We start from the raw sequence: 17,562 nt of genomic DNA, 5'->3' as shown, positions 1-17,562 counted from the left end.
CCATGCTGATTTTCGAACACTCCCACACGGGCCGCCGGGCCCAGGCCCAGGCCCCGCTACAGGCCACCGCCGCCGACGATCTGCCGGCCGAATTGCTGCGCCGGGAGGCGCCGGGTCTGCCCGAGGCCTCCGAGCTCGACGTGGTGCGCCACTACACCCGGCTCTCGCAGAAGAACTTCTCGATCGACACCCAGTTCTATCCGCTGGGCTCGTGCACCATGAAGTACAACCCGCGTGCCTGCAACAGCCTGGCCATGCTGCCGCAATTTCTCTCGCGCCACCCGCTGGCCGATGCCGACACCGGCCAGGGCTTCCTCGCCTCGATGTACGAGCTGCAGGAGATGCTGAAAGAGGTCACCGGCATGGCTGGCGTCTCGCTGGCGCCGATGGCTGGCGCCCAGGGCGAATTCGCCGGGGTGGCCATGATCCGCGCCTATCACGAGTCGCGCGGCGATGCCGAGCGCAGCGAGATCATCGTGCCCGATGCCGCCCATGGCACCAACCCGGCCACAGCCACCATGTGCGGCTATACCGTGCGCGAGATCCCGACCGACCGTCAGGGCAACGTCGATCTGGCGGCGCTCAAGGCCGTGGTCGGCCCCAAGACCGCCGGTCTCATGCTGACCAACCCGTCCACCCTGGGCGTGTTCGAGAAGACCATCGTCGCCATCCAGAAGATCGTGCACGAGGCCGGCGGCCTGACCTATTACGACGGCGCCAACCTCAACGCCATCCTGGGCCGGGTGCGCCCGGGCGACATGGGCTTCGACGTCATCCACATGAACCTGCACAAGACCTTCTCCACCCCGCACGGCGGCGGCGGTCCCGGTGCCGGCCCGGTCGGCGTCTCCGCGCGGCTGAAGCCGTTCATGCCCATCCCCTTCGTGGTCGAGGACAAGGGTTTCCACCGCTGGGCGGAAGAGGCCGACTGCCCGCAGAGCATCGGCCGCATGAGTGCCTTCGGCGGCAACATGGGCGTGCTGATGCGCGCCTACGTCTATGCCCGCATGTTGGGTCGCGAAGGCATGCACCGGGTGGCCGACTATGCCGCGCTCAACGCCAACTACCTGGCGGTCGAGCTGAAGAAGGCCGGCTTCGAGCTGGCCTTCCCCGAGCGCCGCGCCTCGCACGAGTTCATCGTCACCCTGAAGAAGCTCAAGGACGAGACCGGCGTCTCGGCCATGGACTTCGCCAAGCGCCTGCTCGACTACGGCTATCACGCGCCGACCACCTATTTCCCGCTGCTGGTGCCGGAGTGCCTGTTGATCGAGCCGACCGAGACCGAGAGCCGCGAGACCCTGGACGGTTTCGTCGCGGCGATGAAGGCGGTGAAGCAGGAGGCCGAGGCCGACGCCGAGCTGGTCAAGTCGGCGCCGCACACCTTGCCGGCCAAGCGGCTGGACGACGTCAAGGCGGCGCGCGAGCTGGACCTGGCCTGGAAACCGTGAGCCCCCAGGAGAGCCCGTTCAAGGGCAAGACGGGCCTCACCCGGCTCTGGAACGCCTTCTTCTACTCTCTCGACGGCTTCAAGGCCGCCTTCCGGCACGAGGATGCCTTCCGCCAGGAAGTGCTCCTCGCCGCCGTGCTTGTCCCCCTGGCCTTCTTCGTCGGCAACGGCGGCATCGAGCGCGCCCTGCTGATCGCCAGCGTGCTGCTGCTCTTGATCGTCGAGCTGATCAATTCGGCGATCGAGGCCACGGTCGACCGCATCTCCCTGGAAAACCACAGCCTGGCCAAGCGGGCCAAGGACATCGGCAGCGCCTCGGTGCTGCTGGCCATCATCCTCATGGTCGCGGTCTGGGCCCTGGTCATCTTCGGCTGAACCCCGTCCGGTCTTTGCGCCGGCCCGGGAAATGGCTAGCATGTAAGTGTTAGCGGTGAAGGGGATCGGTTCATGACCACAAACAGCCAAGACAAGCGCCATTTCCACCGCGTCGCCTACGATGCCCGGGTCACGCTGACCGCCGGCGGCAGCCTCTGGGCCGGCACCGTGCAGGACATCTCGCTCAAGGGCTGCCTGGTCAAGCTGGGCCGCTACTGGCCGGTCGAGGCCGAGCGTAGCTACCACCTCAGCATCCACCTCTCGCCCGTGCTCAACATCGAAATGGACGCGGTGCTCGCCCACCAGGAAGGCGAGCTGGTCGGTTTCCGCTGCACGCGGATCGATTTGGACAGCATCACCGAGTTGCGCCGTCTGGTCGAACTCAACCTGGGCGATGCCAGCCTGCTCGACCGCGACCTGCACGCCCTGATCCACGCCTGAGCCAGTTTGGGAGCCAGCCGATGGCCGAAGCGCTCTTTCCCTACAACCCGCAGGACATCAAGCTGTGCGGCTTCGACGACATGCACCTGCAAGTTGGCGACCGGCTGGAGGTGCAGCGCATCCCGCCCGGTCTCAACCGCCGCTTGTTCACCCGGGTCATCGGCCATGCCCCGGAGAGCCTGCTCGTCCGCACGCCGTTGGTGAACAACCTGCCAGCCGATCTGCGCGAGGGCGACAAGGTTTATGTCCGGGCCTTCTCGGGTACCCGCGCCTTCGGCTTTGCCAGCAGCGTCCAGCGCCTGTGCATCGTCCCCTTCCTCTATCTGCACCTGGAAGTGCCGAAGGAGGTGCAATGCGTCGAGATTCGCCGCGATCAGCGCCTGCCGGTCAAACTGCTGGCCCAGGTCAAGGGCGCTGGCGACTGGCAGCCGGTGCTGATGCTGGATCTGGCCGAGGGCGGCAGCCTGGTCGAGAGCGCCCATGCCCTGGGCGAGGCCGGCAGTACGGTCGAGTTGAAGTTCAGTTTCCCGCTGGAGCACCTGGAGCAGGAGGTCACGCTCACGGTCGCCGGCAAGCTGCACCCGGCCGGCGCCGGCCGGCGCGAGGACGGCCTGACGGCTCATCGCTACGGCATCGAATTCAATCCGCTCACCGGCAACGATGCCGTGTTGCTGCAAAACTTCCTGTTCAAGTTGCTGCTCGATAACCAGACCAAACATGGCTGAATCCACTACGACCGTATCGACCGATTCTTCCCCCGCGCCGTCCAAACTGATCACCTCCATTCATCGCTATGTACTGCCGCGGGTGGCCCTGGCCTGGCTGCTGCTGTCGCTGGCGGTGGGCGGCAGCGTGTTCTGGGTCGAGATCGAGCGCATCGACGAGCGGGTGGCGAACATGGCGCTGGCCGAGGCCCATCGCTTCCCGGCCGATTTGTTGCGCGAGAAGAAACCCGAATTGATCCAGGCCCATCTGGAGAACCTGACCCGCCAGCACTTCACTTTGGTCGAGGTCTACGACGCCAACCGCGCGGTCATCGCCGAGCACGTGGCGCCCGAGCATGCGGTGCTGAAGGACTCGCTGCACGGTTTCGCCCACGGCTTTCCCGAGCGGGAGTCCATCACCTACCAGCGGCTGCGCATCGACGGCCGCTGGGTGCTGCAGGTGCTGGTGCCGCTGCGCGATGCGGCCGGCGGCCTGGCCGGTTTTCTGGAAGGGGTCTACCTGATCGACCGGGAGACCGAGGACGCCATCTACGCCGACATCAGCGTCACCCTGGTCTTCGTCCTGCTGGCGGTGCTGGCCACCAGCATCGTGCTCTATCCCCTGGTCATCGCCCTCAACCGCGATGTCCTGCGCCAGGCCAGGCAGATCCTGCGCGGCAACCTGGAGATGATGGAGGTGCTGGGCAGCGCCATCGCCAAGCGCGATTCCGACACCAACAGCCACAACTACCGGGTCACCCTCTATGCCGTGGCCCTGGCCGAGGCGGTGCATGCCGAGCGCGAGCAGATCCGGCGCCTGATCGCCGGCGCCTTCCTGCACGACGTCGGCAAGATCGGCATCAGCGACAACATCCTGCTCAAGCCGGGCAAGCTCGACGACGAGGAGTTTCGCATCATGCAGAGCCACGTCGAACTGGGCGAGGACATCATCCGCCATTCCCGGTTTCTTTCCGCCGCCCGCGACGTGGTGGCCGGTCATCACGAGAATTTCGATGGCAGCGGCTATCCGCGCGGCCTGGCGGGCAAGGCCATTCCGCTGGTGGCCCGCATCTTCGCCGTGGTCGACGTGTTCGACGCGCTCACTTCCAAGCGGCCGTACAAGGCGCCGATGCCGTTCGAGCAGGCGATGGCGATTTTGCGTCAGGGGGCCGGCAGCCATTTCGACCCGGCGCTGGTCGAGGCCTTCGACACGATCGCCCGCGAGCAGCACAGTGCCTTGCAGGCGGCCGATGAGCATTCGCTGCGCGACCGTCTGGAGCGGGTGCTCGCGACCTATTACGGCATTTGAGCCGGCTGGGCCGGCTGGCGGCGGAAGCGGCGGCTAGTGTGCCGCCTCCCAGTTGGGGCCGACCCCGAGCTCGACCTTGAGCGGCACCTTCAGTTCGGCCACGCCGCACATCAGCGCCGGCAATCGTTCCTGCACCCGTGCCAGTTCCGCTTCGGCCACTTCCAGCACCAGTTCGTCGTGCACCTGCAGGATCAGCCGGGTCTGCAGCCGTTCCGCATCGAGCCAGCCTTGCACGGCGAGCATGGCCAGCTTGATCAGGTCGGCCGCGGTGCCCTGCATGGGCGCGTTGATCGCGGCGCGCTCCGCCCCCTGGCGCCGGGCCGGGTTGCCGCTCGCGATCTCCGGCAGATAGAGCCGGCGGCCGAACAGGGTCTCGACATAGCCCAGCTCCTTGGCCTGTTCGCGGGTGCGCGCCATGTAGTCGGCCACACCGGGATAGCGGGCGAAATAGCGGTCGATGTAGAGCTGGGCGGCAGCGCGCTCGATGCCGAGTTGCGCGGCGAGACCAAAGGCCGACATGCCGTAGATCAGGCCGAAGTTCACCGCCTTGGCCATGCGCCGCTGCTCGGGGGTTACCTGCTCGAGCGGGATGCCCTGCACCTCGGCCGCGGTGGCGGCGTGGATGTCGCGCTCCTCCCGGAAGGCGGCGAGCAGGCTGGCGTCGCCCGAGAGGTGGGCCATGATGCGCAGTTCGATCTGCGAGTAGTCGGCCGAGACGATGACGAAGCCGGCCTCCGGGATGAAGGCCTCGCGAATCTTGCGGCCCTCGGCCGTGCGCACCGGGATGTTCTGCAGGTTGGGGTCCGAACTCGACAGCCGGCCGGTCACCGCCACCGCCTGCGCGTAGTTGGTGTGCACCCGGCCGGTGGCGGGATCGACCATCAGCGGCAGCTTGTCGGTGTAGGTCGATTTGAGTTTGGCCAGGCTGCGGTAGTCCAGGATCAGCTTGGGCAGCGGATAGTCGAGGGCCAGCTTCTCCAGCACCTCTTCGTCGGTTGAGGGGGCGCCCTTGGGCGTCTTTTTCAGCACCGGCAGCTTGAGCCGCTCGAACAGGATCTCACCCAGCTGCTTGGGCGAGTTGAGGTTGAACGGCTGGCCCGCCGCCTCGTAGGCCTTGGCCTCGAGCGCCTGCATCTGCTGGGCAAGCCAGGTCGAGTGCTGGCGCAGCAAGTCGGTGTCGAGCTTGACTCCCGTGCGCTCCATGCGCGCGAGCACGGGCAGCAGCGGCATCTCGATCTCGCGATAGACCCGCTCCAGGCCCGGCTCGCGCGCGATCCGCGGCTGCATGGCCAAATGCAATCTGAGCGTGATGTCGGCGTCCTCGGCCGCGTAGCGGGTGGCGCTGTCGAGATCGACCTCATCGAACCCGATCTGGCTGGCGCCCTTGCCGCAGACCTCCTCGTACTTGAGGGTGCGCAGGTGCAGGTGGCGCTCGGCCAGGGTGTCCATGTCGTGCCGCTCGTGCGCCTCCAGCACATAGGACTGCAGCAGGGTGTCGTGCTCGATGCCGGCAAGCCGGATGCCGTGGTTCATCAGCACATGCCAGTCGTACTTCAGGTTCTGGCCGAGCTTGGGCCTGGCGGTGTCTTCCAGCAGGGGCTTGAGCCGGGCCAGCACGTCCGGCATCGGCAATTGCCGCGGTGCGCCGGCATAACGGTGATCAAGCGGCAGGTAACAGGCCTCGAAGGCATCGACCGCGAAGGACAGGCCGACCAGCCGGGCCTGCATCGGGTCGAGGCTGGTGGTCTCGGTGTCCAGGCAGATCAGCTCGGCCGCCTCGAGTTTTTCCAGCCAGCGGTCGAAGTCGGCCTCGGTCAACACCGTTTCGTAACGCACGGCTTGCGCCGGCGCTGCAGGCGTGTCGCGCACATCGGTCTTGTCGGCCGCGCCGGCCAGTTCCTCGAGCCAGCTCCTGAATTCGTAGCGCCGATAGAGCTGCGCCAGCTTGTCGCGGTCCTCCGCCTGCCAGTGCAGGCCGTGCATGTCGGGCAGCTGCTCGACGTCGGTCTTCACCGTGATCAGCGCGCGGCCGGTGGGCAGCCAGTCCAGGGCGCGGCGCAGGTTCTCGCCGGCCGCCCCCTTCACCTCGTGGGCGCGGGCCATCAATTCGTCGAGGCTGCCGTATTCGGCGATCCACTTGGCCGCGGTCTTGGGGCCGACCTTGTCGACGCCGGGCACGTTGTCCACGGCATCGCCGATCAGGGTGAGGTAGTCGACGATGCGCTCGGGCGGCACGCCGAACTTGGCGTTGACCCCGGCCACGTCGAGCACCTCGTTGCTCATCGTATTGATCAGTCGCACGTGCGGGGTGACCAGCTGGGCCAGGTCCTTGTCGCCGGTGGAGACGATGCTCTCGATGCCCTCGCGCTCGGCTTGGCGGACCAGGGTGCCGATCACGTCGTCGGCCTCGACCCCTTCGATCATCAGCAGCGGCCAGCCCAGGGCGCGCACCGCATCAAACAGCGGCTCGATCTGCCGGGCCAGGTCCGGCGGCATGGGCGGGCGGTGGGCCTTGTACTCGGGGTAGAGGGCGTCGCGGAAGGTCTTGCCCTTGGCGTCGAAGACGCAGGCGCTAAAATCGGCCTTGAAGTCTTTGCGCAGGCGCTTCAACATGCTGATCACGCCCTTCAGCGCGCCGGTGGGGAAGCCATCGCGCGTGCGCAGGTCGGGCAGGGCATGGAAGGCGCGATAAAGATAGGACGAGCCGTCCACCAGCAACAGCGTTTTAGACAAGCGATAATCCTTTTATGAGCGATAAGATTCCCAGCATCATCGATCCCGGCCACAGCCACGAGACCGTTTCCTCCGCGCGGGAATCCTGGCGGATGTTCGAGATTATGGCAGAGTTCGTCGAGGCGACCGAACGCCTGGCCCACATCCGGCCGGCCGTCACCATCTTCGGCAGCGCCCGGGTCAAGCCGGATACCGCCTATTACATCCTGACCGAGACCATCGCCCGCAAGTTGTCCGACGCCGGCTTCGCCGTGATCTCCGGCGGCGGTCCCGGCGTGATGGAGGCGGCCAACAAGGGCGCCTATTTCGGCAAGGGACCCAGCGTCGGCCTCAACATCCAGCTGCCGCACGAGCAGCATGCCAACCCCTACCAGGACATCAGCCAGACCTTTCGCCACTTCTTCGCGCGCAAGGTGATGTTCGTCAAATCGTCTTCCGCCTACGTCATCATGCCCGGCGGCTACGGCACCATGGACGAGCTAATGGAAGTGCTCACCCTGGTGCAGACCGGCAAGATCCGCAGGATTCCGATCATCCTGGTCGGCAAGGCCTTCTGGCAGGGGCTGATGGTCTGGATCAGGGACACCCTGGCGCTGGAAGGCATGATCGACCCGTCCGACCTCGACCTGATCCAGCTGATCGACGAGCCGGATCAGGTGGTGGACGCCATCTTCCATCATTACGAGACCCGCCAGTTCATCCCGGCGGCCAAGGATCAGGAGATCCTGCTCAACCTGTGACCGGGCGGGGCATCTGATAGAATGCGATCAATCTTTACGGGGGTATCCCTATGCGCCTGACCCAGCTGTTCGCCCTGACCGCCCTTGCCGCCGCCCCGGCATTCGCCGCCGAGCCGCCCAAGCTGTCCCCGGTGCCCGACATTCCGCCGCCGCCCGGCATGGTCGACACCGCGCCCGCGCCCGACATCACCATCACCCAGCGGGGTGAGGACAAGGTGGAGGAATACCGGATCAAGGGTCAGCTCTACATGATCAAGGTGACCCCGTCGCACGGCAAACCCTATTACCTCGTGGACCCCAAGGGCAACGGCCAGATGGTGCGTTACGACGACCTCGCGCCCAACCTCATGGTGCCCATGTGGATGTTGTTCGAATTCTGATCGCCTTTCATTGAGACAACGCCGCCCGCGGGCGGCGTTGTCGCTTTCCCGATACCGTGTCCGTATTCACCACTCTCGAATTCGCCGAAGTCGACGCCTGGCTCAAGGGCTACACCATCGGCCACCTGACGAGGCTGGAAGGCATCGCCTCCGGCATCGAGAACACCAATTACTTCGTCACCACCAGCCACGGCGAGTACGTGCTCACCGTGTTCGAAAAGCTCACCGCCAACGAGCTGCCCTGGTATCTGGAGCTGATGGCCCACCTGGCCGGGCGCGGCATTCCCTGCCCCAACCCGGTGGGTCGGCTGGACGACGGCTACCTCGGCGAGCTCAAGGGCAAGCCGGCCAGCCTGGTCACCCGGCTGCGCGGCCGCTCCATCACCCAGCCCACGACCACGGCCTGCGCCGAGGTTGGCGAACTGCTGGCCGACATGCACCAGGCCGGCAAGAGCTACACCAAGCCCATGGCCAACCCGCGCGGCGCCGCCTGGTTCGCCGGCACCGCCGAGCGGGTGCGGCCCATGCTGTCGGCCGACAACGCAGCCCTGCTCGTCGAGGAACTCGGCTTCGCCCAGGCCGCCTTCAAGCTCACCGACCTGCCGGGCGGCGTGGTCCACGTCGACCTGTTCCGCGACAACGTGCTGTTCGAGGGCGAGCGGCTGTCCGGCGTCATCGACTTCTACTTCGCCTGCCAGGACCGCTGGCTCTACGACCTGGCCATCACCGTCAACGACTGGTGCGTGACTGAGGCCGGCGAACTCGACCCCGCCCGGGCGCAGGCCCTGGTCGCCGCCTACCACAAGGTGCGGCCGCTCACCGCCGCCGAGCGCGCGGCCTGGGTGGCCATGCTGCGGGCGGGCGCCCTGCGCTTCTGGCTGTCGCGCCTGTACGACCTGCACTTCCCGCGGCCAGGCGAGCTGACCCACGCCAAGGACCCCACCCACTTCGAGCGCATCGTGCGTCATCACCGGGCCCAGCCCGAGCTGCTGCAGGGCCTGCTGCCGTGACGGCACTGACCATCACCCGGCCGCCGGGCACCGCCGGCCTCGCCTGGCTGATCCAGGGCTGGCGCCTGTTCACCGCCGGGGTCATCCCCTGGATGGGCATGGCGGCCATGGGCCTGCTGGCGATGATGCTGATCGGCAGCCTCCCCGTGGCCGGCACCAGCGTGGTCGAGCTGCTGTCGCCTTTCCTGGTCGCCGGCTTCATGGTGGCCGCCCGTGCCGCCCGCGCCGGGCAGCCGTTCAGCTTCTACCTGTATGTCAACGGCTTTCGCGACGCCCCGCAGCCGCTGGCGGTGATCGGTGCCGTCTATCTGCTCGCCAGCCTGCTCGCCCAGTGGACGATGCAGACCATGGGCGGCGAGGGCTTCCAGCTCATGGCCGAGCTGGCGCAGACCCGGCCGGACAAGATCGACCCGGCCCAGGCCGAGCTGATCCTGCACCAGGCCCTGCCGGCCATGGCCGTCGGCCTGCTCATCCTCACCCCGGCCCTGCTGGCCACCGCCTTCGCCCCGGCCCTGGTGCTGTTCGACGGCTTTCCGCCCGGCCGCGCCCTGTACTGGAGCCTGTGGGCCTGCCTGACCAACTGGCGGCCCATGCTGATCTACGGCCTCTGGCTCACCCTGGCCGCCGTGGTCGCCATGCTCATCCCCTTCGGCCTGGGGCTCCTGGTCTTCGTGCCGGTCGCGCTGGGCTCCAGCTACATCGCCTACACCGAGCTGTTCGTGCAGGCCCCGCCGCCGGCCGAAGCCGGGGCCCCGGCCGAGGGCGATGCCTGAACTCAGCCTGTTCGCCGCCTTCCTGGTCGGCTTCTCCGGCGGGGTGCATTGCGTGGGCATGTGCGGCGGCATCGTCACCGCCCTGTCGCTGCAAGCCGGCCGGCGTCAGCCCGTCGCGCTGCAACTGGCCTACAACCTTGGCCGCATCGCCAGCTACACCACGGCCGGCGCCCTGGTCGGCCTGATCGGCAGCGTCGCCTTCCTGTCCGACACCCTCTATCCCGTGCAGCAGGCGCTCTACCTGCTGGCCCAGGTGATGCTCATCCTGCTCGGCCTTTATCTCGCCGGGCTCAACCAGGCCGTGCTGGTGCTGGAGCGCTGGGGCGGCCGGCTGTGGACCCGGTTGCAGCCCCTGTTCGGCCGCCTGCTGCCGGTGCAGAGCCTGCCCCAGGCCCTGGCCGCCGGCGCGCTCTGGGGCTGGCTGCCCTGCGGCCTGGTCTATTCGGTGCTGGTGGCGGCCCTGGCCAGCGGCAGCGCAGTCGACGGCGCCGCGCTGATGCTCGCCTTCGGCCTCGGCACCCTGCCCAACCTGCTGGCCATGGGCTGGCTGGCCGGGCGGCTCAAGCGCCTGGCCCAGGACCGGCGGGTGAAGCTCGCCGCCGGCATGGTGGTCGCCGGCTTCGGTTTCTGGGGCCTGGCCATGTGGTTTGGCATCGGCCGGTAATCCCTATAAAATCAGCGACTTCACGCATGCGCGTGAAGATGGAGGGGACCCGACGGGAGGCAGGTGTCGGGCATGCAATCAAAGCAAAAACAAAAAAATGAAACCGCTCGGCATCGCTCTCAGGCTTTTGCAGTTCATCCTTTTTTGCTGGTGCGCCTCGGCCCTGGCCGCGCCGCTGTCCGTGCTCACGCTGCAGAAGGAAGCGGTCGGCCGCCAAGTCGACTATCTGCAGGAAACGGCCGGTCCGCTCAGCCTCGACCAGGCGATGGCGGCCTATCGCGCCGGCGAGTTCGAGTGCGACGACAGTCCGGTGCTCAACTTCGGCATCGGCGCCAAGCCAGTCTGGGTCCACCTGAAACTGAACAACCCGACCCATGCCCCGGTCTCGCGCCGCCTGTCGATCGAGACCGCCTGGCTCGACCGGGTCGAGGTCTACTTCGGCTCCACCGATGGCGCGCTCGACGCGCATCGGGTCGGCGACCGTCGGCCCTTCGGCCAGCGCCCCATCGACAGCCGCTTCTTCGCCTTCGATCACGTCTACCAGCCGGGCACGACCGACGTCTTCATCCGGGTCGAGACGCCCGATCCGATGGTGCTGCCCATCTACCTGACCGACGCCGAAACGGCGCGCGTGCGCGAGTCGGGGCAGGAAACCAGCTACGGCATCATCTACGGCTTCCTCTTCGCGCTGCTGGCCTACAACGCGGTGCTCTATGTCAGCCTGCACAGCCGGCGCTTCCTGTTCTATTCGATCTACCTGGCGGTCTTCATCCTGATGAACGTCGCCTATACCGGCCACGGCTTCGCCTGGCTCTGGCCCGAGTCGACCCGCTGGCAGCAGTGGTCCAATCCCGTCCTCATCTACGGCTACGGCATTGCCGGCCTGCTGTTCGCCGTCACCTTCCTCGACACCCGCCGCCAATTTCCCCGCGTCTATCGCGCCGTCGTCGCCTACGGCCTGACCTTCGGCCTGCTGCTCGCGGTGGCCCTGCTGACCGGCAGCCGGGTCATGGCGCTGCTGGCGGTGTTCAGCTTCATCTTCCTGTTCGCCATGGTCATGCTGCTGCTGGGCGCCGTCGCCGTCCGCGCCGGCCAGCGTTCGGCCAGGTACTTCCTGCTGGCGGCCGTCGCCGCCATGATCGGCGCCGGCCTGTCCACGCTCTCGGTCTGGGGCTTCATCCCCTACAACAACTGGACCTTCCGCGCCGTCGAGCTGGGCATGCTGGTCGACGCCACCTTGCTCGCCCTCGCCCTGGCCCACCAGTTCCGCGTCGGCCAGGAAGAAAAGCTGCGGGCCGAGCAGCTGGCCCAGTTCGACCCGCTCACCGGCTTGAACAACCGCCGCGCCTTCTACGACAAGACGGCGCCGGCCTGGAGCACCGCCCTGCGCAAGCAGCGCGACGTCTCGGTCATCGTGGTCGACATCGACCGCTTCAAGCAGATCAACGATACCCACGGCCATGCCCACGGCGACGCCGTGCTGGTGGCGGTGGCCAAGATCCTGCGCCTGACCATCCGCCAGGGCGACGTGCTCGCCCGCTGGGGCGGCGAGGAGTTCATCCTCTTCCTGTCGGAGACCAACATCGACGAGGCCCTGGTCCTGGCCGAGCGCCTGCGCATGGCCGTGGCCAGCCTCACGGTCCGCCACGGCGAGGGCGAGAGCCGGGTCACCATCAGTCTGGGCGCGGCGCAGAAAGAGACCCAGCACGGCACCCTCGACAGCCTGATCTGCTGCGCCGACCGTCACCTCTACCAGGCCAAGCAGCGCGGCCGCAACCAGATCAGCAGCGGCGCCATCTGCCCCAACCCGGTTTGAGCGTCAGCGGCGCTCGGGGTGGCCGGTGTAGAGTATCGGCCTCGCCACGCCCGCCCCTTCCATGACCCCGCTCTACGCCGACGACGCCCTGCTGATCTTCGACAAGCCCAGCGGCCTGCTCGCCGTGCCCGGCCGGGGCGAGGCCAAGCAGGACTGCCTGAGCGCGCGGGTGCAGGCGCGCTACCCCGACGCCCTGGTCGTGCACCGGCTGGACATGGCCACCTCGGGCCTGATGCTGTTCGCGCGCGGGGCCGGGATGCAGCGGCAGCTGAGCCTGCTGTTCGCCGCCCGCGAAGTGACCAAGCGTTATGTCGCCGTCGTCGCCGGCCGGCTGGATGCGCCGGCGGCGGGGTGGGGCGTGATCGACCTGCCCATCGGCCTCGACTGGCCCAGGCGGCCGCTGCGTGTCATCGACCAGGCAGGTGGCAAGCCCAGCGTCACCCGCTGGCGGGTGCTGGGCCATGACAAGGGATGCACGCGGGTCGAGCTGGAGCCGGTCACGGGCCGCTCGCATCAGCTGCGGGTCCACCTCCAGGCCATCGGCCATCCGATCCTGGGCGATGCGCTGTATGCGCCGCCCGAGGTGCAGGCCATGGCGGACCGGTTGTTGCTGCACGCCTGCGCCTTGCGCCTCAGGCACCCGGCAACGGGGGAGGAACTGCGGGTGGAAAGCGGGCCGGCGTTCTGAAACTAGCTGAGGAAGCGGCCTTCGAGTTCCGTCAGGTTCAGTTGCTGCAGGATCTGCTGCAGCCGTTCGCGCGCGTTGCCGCGCGGCGCGCCGGTGTGGCTGGCGACGATCAGCTCATTCTTCATCGAATGCTCCCAGCCCACCAGCTCGGTCACCGTGAGCTGATAGCCATGCGCCTCCAGTTGCAGGCAGCGCAGCACATTGGTCAGATGGCTGCCGAACTCGCGGGTGTGGATGGGGTGGCGCCAGAGCTCCGACAGCGGGGTTTTGCCGAACGATTCGTTCTTATGCTTGCGCAGCACCGCCGCCACCTCGGCCTGGCAGCAGGGCACCAGCACGATGTGGCGGGCCCGCTTGGCCAGGGCGAACCGGATGGCGTCGTCGGTCGCCGTGTCGCAGGCGTGCAGGGCGGTGACGATGTCGATGCGCTCGGGCAATTGCTCGGACTGCGTGGCTTCCGCCACGGTCGTGTTCAGGAACGCCATGCGCGCAAAGCCCAGCCTGGCGGCCAGCTCGCGCGATTTGGCCACCAGTTCGTCGCGCGTCTCGATGCCGTAGATGTGTGCGCCGGGACGGTCTTTCAGGAACAGGTCGTAGAGGATGAAACCCAGGTAAGACTTGCCGGCGCCGTGGTCGGCCAGGGTCAGCGTCTCCTGCTTGGCCAACACCTCGTTCAGCAGCGGCTCGATGAAATGGCACAGGTGATACACCTGCTTCAGCTTGCGCCGGCTGTCCTGGTTGAGCTTGCCGTCGCGGGTGAGGATGTGCAGTTCCTTCAGCAGCTCGACCGACTGGCCGGGGCGCAGGATCTCGGTCAGGCGGTCGGTGTAGGGCTTGGGGGTGGCGGGTTTGCTGGGGCGTTTCATGGGGAGAGGTTCGCGAGTGAAGGGGTAGGGTGCGTGGAACGCTTATCCACGCACAGCGGGGGTACCCTACGCCGCCGACTCCAGCGGCACCTCCCAGCCCGGAAACACCAACACCGCCGGGTGGCAGTTGAGGGCGCGCGCCAGCACCTTGGCCCGTTCCAGGCCGAGGTTCACCCGGCCGTTCTCGATGGCCGAGATGGTGGCCTGCGGGATGCCGATCAACTCGGCGAGCTGGCTTTGGCTCAGCTCCTGCAGTTCACGCAGGATGCGCACGGACTCGCCGACGGAGACTTCCACGCGCTTCTTGGTAGGACGAAATGCTTTCATGTTGCGGTTTCCTGGGCGGACTCGATCAGGGAGCGCGCCGCTTGTCGGTGCGACTGCCCCGGCGGGGCGCTTCGGCCTGGGCCTCGACATAGGCGTCGAGCAGCCGGCGGATCATCCGCTGGTATTGCGTGTGATGCTTCGATGCCTCGGACTTGAAGAACTCGATGCTCTTCTTGCTCAGGGCCAGCGTGATCTTCACGCCCTCTTCGCGGAAGGCCAATTCGGCCGGTGAAGGCAGAAAGTCGGGGATCACTTCGATCTCGCCCAGGGGCTCGTCGGTGTACTTGATTTTGGCGGAACCCGCCTTAGCCGTTTTCGCGCTCATAAATCGCCTTTCCTTTGCGCCAATAGCCGGCGCCGATGATTCGAATGACCGAGGCGCGGTAGGTGAACCGCACCGTGAGAACGCCGCCGTCGACCTCGCCGAAGCAATAAAACCGTTCCTCGGCTCTGGCTGTGGTCGTTGTTCCACAGTTATCGAGCCGTGCGGTCCTTCATGTCACCAAATGCAATTCCTGCTGTTGCAGCTATTCTCCCCGCGAGCTTGTGGAAATCTTTATAGCAACTTCTAACGGCCTCTATATGAGCACCAATTGCGCCATCAGCAGACTTCAGAAAGAAAATAGGCTTGCGTGCCTCCATGGCCATCGGCATTAGGCTGCGGTAATGTTTGAGTAAGGAGAGACAGTATGGGTCTTCTGTCACTGTAGGGCAGGATTGATTTTGTTCGTCTAATACTGCATCTCGGTAGATTCCCGGGATGCGGTCCATCCACCGCTTGTATGCCTTGACGGGGCGACTATCGAGGATGCCATGCTGCATGACGATATAGCCAATTGGTTGCATTGATCCTTTGGGTAACGACAAATCGGCTGGTGCTTTGGAAAGCAGGTCGGACCAAATGGCACGCCACTCACGGAGTGTTGGGCCTAAGTTCTTTAAACCTTGGAGCGAGAAAAGATCGGGCGCCAATGGCAAGCAAACTTGATCTGATGCAATCAGTGCTGATCGATTGATCGCACCTAAGTTGGGGCCAACGTCAATCAGCACAAGCTCCGCTCCCCAGTCGGCGCCATCCTGTACCAATCGATGAAATGCCGACATGGTACGAAAAGCAGATTCGTCCCGGTTGTGACAGCGTGGCCATGCATCCGAGAGCTTATCCTCAAATCTTGATAAGCCAAGGTCACCAGCAATAAGCCCAAGTCTTGGGTGGATATTTTCTACATGTGGTTTGGCAATATCTCCAACACCTCGCAGTATGGGGCGGATCGCTCCAAAGACAGTATCGGGGTGCTCATCGTCAGGCCATAGGATTTCAAGCCGATCTTCATCCAAAAACATCGCGGTTAAATTGGCCTGGGGGTCTAAGTCAACTGCAAGTGTATTGATTCCGTTATCGGCAAACATCCAAGCAAGGTGATAGACAAGTGATGTTTTCCCAACGCCACCTTTGTTGTTGAAGAAGGCAATAGTTTTCACGCTAACCTCCGATAGACCTTAACCAGCACGCTGTTCTCATCAAATTCGAATTGTGCTGGTGGATTAGCATTGTCCTCTAACATTTTCTGCGCTCGCTGAACTCCGTAACCAAAGCGATTCACGAATCCAAGAGATTTCATCGCTTCTGCGATAACTGGGTTTCGGTAACTATTGCGATTGGGGAAATTCTCAGGTGTTGCTTCTCCATATAGTCCGCCGGGACTCTGTATCTCGATATGATCGCTAAATGCATAGAAACGGATGGGGGTGTTGCTATCGTAATTCCGGTGTATGACGGCGTTCATCAATAATTCACGCAAGGCCCACTCCGGGTAATCAGGCAGAAGCTTTTCTTTAATTGTATTTACGGGGCGAATAGTGGTTTGAATCAGCAGCCTTAGGCGGCCTTCTAGCTCTCGTAACACGCTATGCAGATCACCAGATACTTCAGCCTGGTCTTCAGGCAAATCCGTTAAATCTGTACCTGGTAATTTGAGATATTGGACATAAGCGCCAGGCAGAAAAAATCGGGGATTTTTTCCGAACAACAAGATACCGGCATGGGTAGGGCAAGAGCGCTCTGGATCAAACAGCCTCAAAGAGGCTAGCTGCAATTCAATAGGGCGATGATTGGCTTCAATGGCTTCTGGATCAATCGCTTCACGCCGGTATGCATCAAATTGGCCCAATGCCAAGTCTTCTATAGAAGATTCCATGCATGGCCGAGCATCGAATGAACGCGCCAAAGCTACGCGGCGCTCTGAAAGCACCCGCTCTTCTTGCTCATTTGCAATTGTTTTTCGCGGCCCAACACGAATATATATGCGGCGGATTCAACCACGAAGTGCAACACGACTGAATGATTGCATAAAAACCTGATGCGGGGTTTTCCAGCCCAGGCGTTTTCTGGGGCGATGGTTCAGGCGATCCATGATCATGGCCAGTTCCTCCTGGGTGACGGTGTGAAAGGGCCTGGATTTGGGCAGGTACTGCCGGATGAGGCCGTTGGTATTCTCGTTCGTGCCGCGTTGCCAGGAGGCATAAGGGTCGGCGAAATAGGACGTGGATTCGAGTGCCCGGTCGATCTCGCCATGGCGGGCGAACTCCAGGCCATTGTCGAAGGTGAGCGTCTTCACCCGTGCCTTGAAGGGTGAAAGCAAGCGGATGATGGCCTCGCTTACCGCCTCGCTGGTCTTGTTGCGCACGTGGGCCAAGAGGCAGAAACCCGACTTACGCTCGGTGAGGTTGACGATGGCCTGTTTGCGGCCAGCGCCGATGAGGGTGTCACCCTCCCAATGGCCGACCAGGCTGCGCGACTCGACGGCCTGCGGGCGCAAGGCAATCGGCCTGCGACCGGGGATATGGCCGCGCAGGCTTCGGCCCGAGGCATAACGTTTGCGGCGCTGTTTCTGACATCGGAGGTGGCGCCACAACGCGCCGCCGGCTCGCTTGTCGGCATAGATGCGCTGGTAGATCGCCTCATGGCTGATCGGCAGATGCGCGGCGATCTGCTCGGGACTGTGCTGCAGGGCAAGTCGTCTTTGGGCTTCCTCCCATACTTCCGGCAAGATGCGCGGCGCGTTGCGGCTATTGGCCGCCCGCGCCTCGGACAGGCGCTGCGCCTGCCGGGGCCGGTAGCCGCGCAATCCGCAGTTGCGGGCAAGCTCGCGGCTGATGGTGGAAGGGTGACGGTCGAGCAACTGGGCGATCTCGCGCTGTGTATGGCCGGCTTTGAGGAGGGCGTAAATTTGGTATCGTTCGTTCTGGGTCAGATGCGTGTAGTTCATTGGGCAACTTCGACTTGGCG

At 65.0% G+C, this 17,562-nt stretch carries 19 protein-coding genes and 1 pseudogene; 12 read left to right on the top strand and 8 right to left on the bottom strand.

The features are described 5' to 3' along the window. Window positions 1–2 precede the first annotated feature (2 nt). The 5 genes from gcvPB (at window position 3) to EL388_RS10245 (ending at window position 4,276) form a co-directional block, all read left to right on the top strand. Window positions 3–1,448, top strand: coding sequence for an aminomethyl-transferring glycine dehydrogenase subunit GcvPB (gene gcvPB, locus EL388_RS10265; RefSeq protein ID WP_126463184.1), 1,446 nt, complete (start codon window positions 3–5; stop codon window positions 1,446–1,448). Continuing rightward, window positions 1,445–1,822 (top strand): diacylglycerol kinase, encoded by a 378-nt coding sequence (locus tag EL388_RS10260; RefSeq protein WP_197721778.1) that lies wholly within the window; start codon window positions 1,445–1,447, stop codon window positions 1,820–1,822. The genes gcvPB and EL388_RS10260 overlap by 4 nt, the downstream gene beginning before the upstream one ends. Before the next feature lie 72 nt (window positions 1,823–1,894). Next, window positions 1,895–2,263, top strand: coding sequence for a PilZ domain-containing protein (locus EL388_RS10255; protein WP_126463182.1), 369 nt, complete (start codon window positions 1,895–1,897; stop codon window positions 2,261–2,263). Between the two features lie 20 nt (window positions 2,264–2,283). Beyond that, complete coding sequence (locus EL388_RS10250; protein ID WP_126463180.1) at window positions 2,284–2,988, top strand: flagellar brake protein; 705 nt, start codon at window positions 2,284–2,286, stop codon at window positions 2,986–2,988. Next, window positions 2,981–4,276 carry an HD-GYP domain-containing protein gene (locus EL388_RS10245; protein ID WP_197721777.1) on the top strand — a complete coding sequence of 432 codons (1,296 nt, stop codon included), beginning with the start codon at window positions 2,981–2,983 and terminating at the stop codon, window positions 4,274–4,276. Before EL388_RS10250 ends, EL388_RS10245 begins: the two co-directional genes overlap by 8 nt. A gap of 33 nt (window positions 4,277–4,309) precedes the next feature. Here EL388_RS10245 and polA read toward each other — a convergent pair whose 3' ends face one another. Beyond that, window positions 4,310–7,009: a DNA polymerase I gene (gene polA / locus EL388_RS10240; RefSeq protein ID WP_126463178.1), complete on the bottom strand. Its 2,700-nt coding sequence runs from the start codon at window positions 7,007–7,009 to the stop codon at window positions 4,310–4,312. A 14-nt stretch (window positions 7,010–7,023) separates the two neighbouring features. Here polA and EL388_RS10235 point away from each other — a divergent pair, with 14 nt between their 5' ends. The 7 genes from EL388_RS10235 (at window position 7,024) to EL388_RS10205 (ending at window position 13,080) form a co-directional block, all read left to right on the top strand. After that, window positions 7,024–7,749, top strand: coding sequence for an LOG family protein (locus tag EL388_RS10235; RefSeq protein WP_126463176.1), 726 nt, complete (start codon window positions 7,024–7,026; stop codon window positions 7,747–7,749). A 50-nt stretch (window positions 7,750–7,799) separates the two neighbouring features. Beyond that, window positions 7,800–8,129, top strand: a complete 330-nt coding sequence (locus EL388_RS10230; protein ID WP_126463174.1) for a DUF2782 domain-containing protein — start codon at window positions 7,800–7,802, stop codon at window positions 8,127–8,129. A 56-nt stretch (window positions 8,130–8,185) separates the two neighbouring features. After that, window positions 8,186–9,139: a homoserine kinase gene (locus EL388_RS10225; protein ID WP_126463172.1), complete on the top strand. Its 954-nt coding sequence runs from the start codon at window positions 8,186–8,188 to the stop codon at window positions 9,137–9,139. Beyond that, window positions 9,136–9,912 (top strand): BPSS1780 family membrane protein, encoded by a 777-nt coding sequence (locus EL388_RS10220; protein ID WP_126463170.1) that lies wholly within the window; start codon window positions 9,136–9,138, stop codon window positions 9,910–9,912. Before EL388_RS10225 ends, EL388_RS10220 begins: the two co-directional genes overlap by 4 nt. Next, window positions 9,905–10,576, top strand: a complete 672-nt coding sequence (locus EL388_RS10215; RefSeq protein WP_126463168.1) for a sulfite exporter TauE/SafE family protein — start codon at window positions 9,905–9,907, stop codon at window positions 10,574–10,576. Before EL388_RS10220 ends, EL388_RS10215 begins: the two co-directional genes overlap by 8 nt. A 97-nt stretch (window positions 10,577–10,673) precedes the next feature. After that, window positions 10,674–12,392 carry a sensor domain-containing diguanylate cyclase gene (locus EL388_RS10210; protein ID WP_126463166.1) on the top strand — a complete coding sequence of 573 codons (1,719 nt, stop codon included), beginning with the start codon at window positions 10,674–10,676 and terminating at the stop codon, window positions 12,390–12,392. A gap of 61 nt (window positions 12,393–12,453) precedes the next feature. After that, entirely contained in the window at window positions 12,454–13,080 is a 627-nt protein-coding gene (locus EL388_RS10205; RefSeq protein ID WP_126463165.1) for an RluA family pseudouridine synthase, read from the top strand. A 2-nt stretch (window positions 13,081–13,082) separates the two neighbouring features. On the opposite strand, the gene EL388_RS10200 is transcribed toward EL388_RS10205, so the two are convergent. The 7 genes and pseudogenes from EL388_RS10200 to EL388_RS10170 all read right to left on the bottom strand — a co-directional run bounded on the left by EL388_RS10200 (window position 13,083) and on the right by EL388_RS10170 (window position 17,542). After that, on the bottom strand, window positions 13,083–13,946 hold the full coding sequence (locus tag EL388_RS10200; RefSeq protein ID WP_126463163.1) for a class I SAM-dependent methyltransferase: 864 nt from the start codon (window positions 13,944–13,946) through the stop codon (window positions 13,083–13,085). Between the two features lie 66 nt (window positions 13,947–14,012). Further along, entirely contained in the window at window positions 14,013–14,273 is a 261-nt protein-coding gene (locus EL388_RS10195) for a helix-turn-helix transcriptional regulator (protein WP_126463161.1), read from the bottom strand. A gap of 25 nt (window positions 14,274–14,298) precedes the next feature. Next, window positions 14,299–14,598, bottom strand: coding sequence for a CopG family transcriptional regulator (locus EL388_RS10190; RefSeq protein WP_126463159.1), 300 nt, complete (start codon window positions 14,596–14,598; stop codon window positions 14,299–14,301). Further along, a pseudogene (locus tag EL388_RS14425) lies at window positions 14,579–14,716 on the bottom strand (BrnT family toxin); the annotation flags it as partial. The pseudogene EL388_RS14425 and the gene EL388_RS10190, both read right to left, overlap by 20 nt. 31 nt (window positions 14,717–14,747) lie before the next feature. After that, window positions 14,748–15,755 (bottom strand): ParA family protein, encoded by a 1,008-nt coding sequence (locus EL388_RS10180; RefSeq protein ID WP_126463157.1) that lies wholly within the window; start codon window positions 15,753–15,755, stop codon window positions 14,748–14,750. Beyond that, complete coding sequence (locus EL388_RS10175; protein ID WP_197721776.1) at window positions 15,752–16,525, bottom strand: ATP-binding protein; 774 nt, start codon at window positions 16,523–16,525, stop codon at window positions 15,752–15,754. Before EL388_RS10175 ends, EL388_RS10180 begins: the two co-directional genes overlap by 4 nt. 63 nt (window positions 16,526–16,588) lie before the next feature. After that, window positions 16,589–17,542 carry an IS30 family transposase gene (locus EL388_RS10170; protein ID WP_126460448.1) on the bottom strand — a complete coding sequence of 318 codons (954 nt, stop codon included), beginning with the start codon at window positions 17,540–17,542 and terminating at the stop codon, window positions 16,589–16,591. Between the last annotated feature and the right edge of the window lie 20 nt (window positions 17,543–17,562).

It is taken from the genome of Sulfuritortus calidifontis, assembly GCF_003967275.1.
Taxonomy (GTDB): Bacteria; Pseudomonadota; Gammaproteobacteria; order Burkholderiales; family Thiobacillaceae; genus Sulfuritortus; species Sulfuritortus calidifontis.
Note: the sequence above shows the minus strand (reverse complement) of the source record. Positions and strands in the feature narration are given on the sequence as shown.

Excerpts from the sequence above, each read along its gene's own strand:
- gcvPB (WP_126463184.1), top strand. The coding sequence starts at position 3 with ATGCTGATTTTCGAACACTCCCACACGGGCCGCCGGGCCCAGGCCCAG.
- EL388_RS10250 (WP_126463180.1), top strand. The coding sequence starts at position 2,284 with ATGGCCGAAGCGCTCTTTCCCTACAACCCGCAGGACATCAAGCTGTGC.
- EL388_RS10235 (WP_126463176.1), top strand. The coding sequence starts at position 7,024 with ATGAGCGATAAGATTCCCAGCATCATCGATCCCGGCCACAGCCACGAG.
- EL388_RS10245 (WP_197721777.1), top strand. The coding sequence starts at position 2,981 with ATGGCTGAATCCACTACGACCGTATCGACCGATTCTTCCCCCGCGCCG.
- EL388_RS10255 (WP_126463182.1), top strand. The coding sequence starts at position 1,895 with ATGACCACAAACAGCCAAGACAAGCGCCATTTCCACCGCGTCGCCTAC.
- EL388_RS10170 (WP_126460448.1), bottom strand. The coding sequence starts at position 17,542 with ATGAACTACACGCATCTGACCCAGAACGAACGATACCAAATTTACGCC.
- EL388_RS10205 (WP_126463165.1), top strand. The coding sequence starts at position 12,454 with ATGACCCCGCTCTACGCCGACGACGCCCTGCTGATCTTCGACAAGCCC.
- EL388_RS10195 (WP_126463161.1), bottom strand. The coding sequence starts at position 14,273 with ATGAAAGCATTTCGTCCTACCAAGAAGCGCGTGGAAGTCTCCGTCGGC.
- EL388_RS10200 (WP_126463163.1), bottom strand. The coding sequence starts at position 13,946 with ATGAAACGCCCCAGCAAACCCGCCACCCCCAAGCCCTACACCGACCGC.
- EL388_RS10215 (WP_126463168.1), top strand. The coding sequence starts at position 9,905 with ATGCCTGAACTCAGCCTGTTCGCCGCCTTCCTGGTCGGCTTCTCCGGC.
- EL388_RS10190 (WP_126463159.1), bottom strand. The coding sequence starts at position 14,598 with ATGAGCGCGAAAACGGCTAAGGCGGGTTCCGCCAAAATCAAGTACACC.
- EL388_RS10210 (WP_126463166.1), top strand. The coding sequence starts at position 10,674 with ATGAAACCGCTCGGCATCGCTCTCAGGCTTTTGCAGTTCATCCTTTTT.
- EL388_RS10230 (WP_126463174.1), top strand. The coding sequence starts at position 7,800 with ATGCGCCTGACCCAGCTGTTCGCCCTGACCGCCCTTGCCGCCGCCCCG.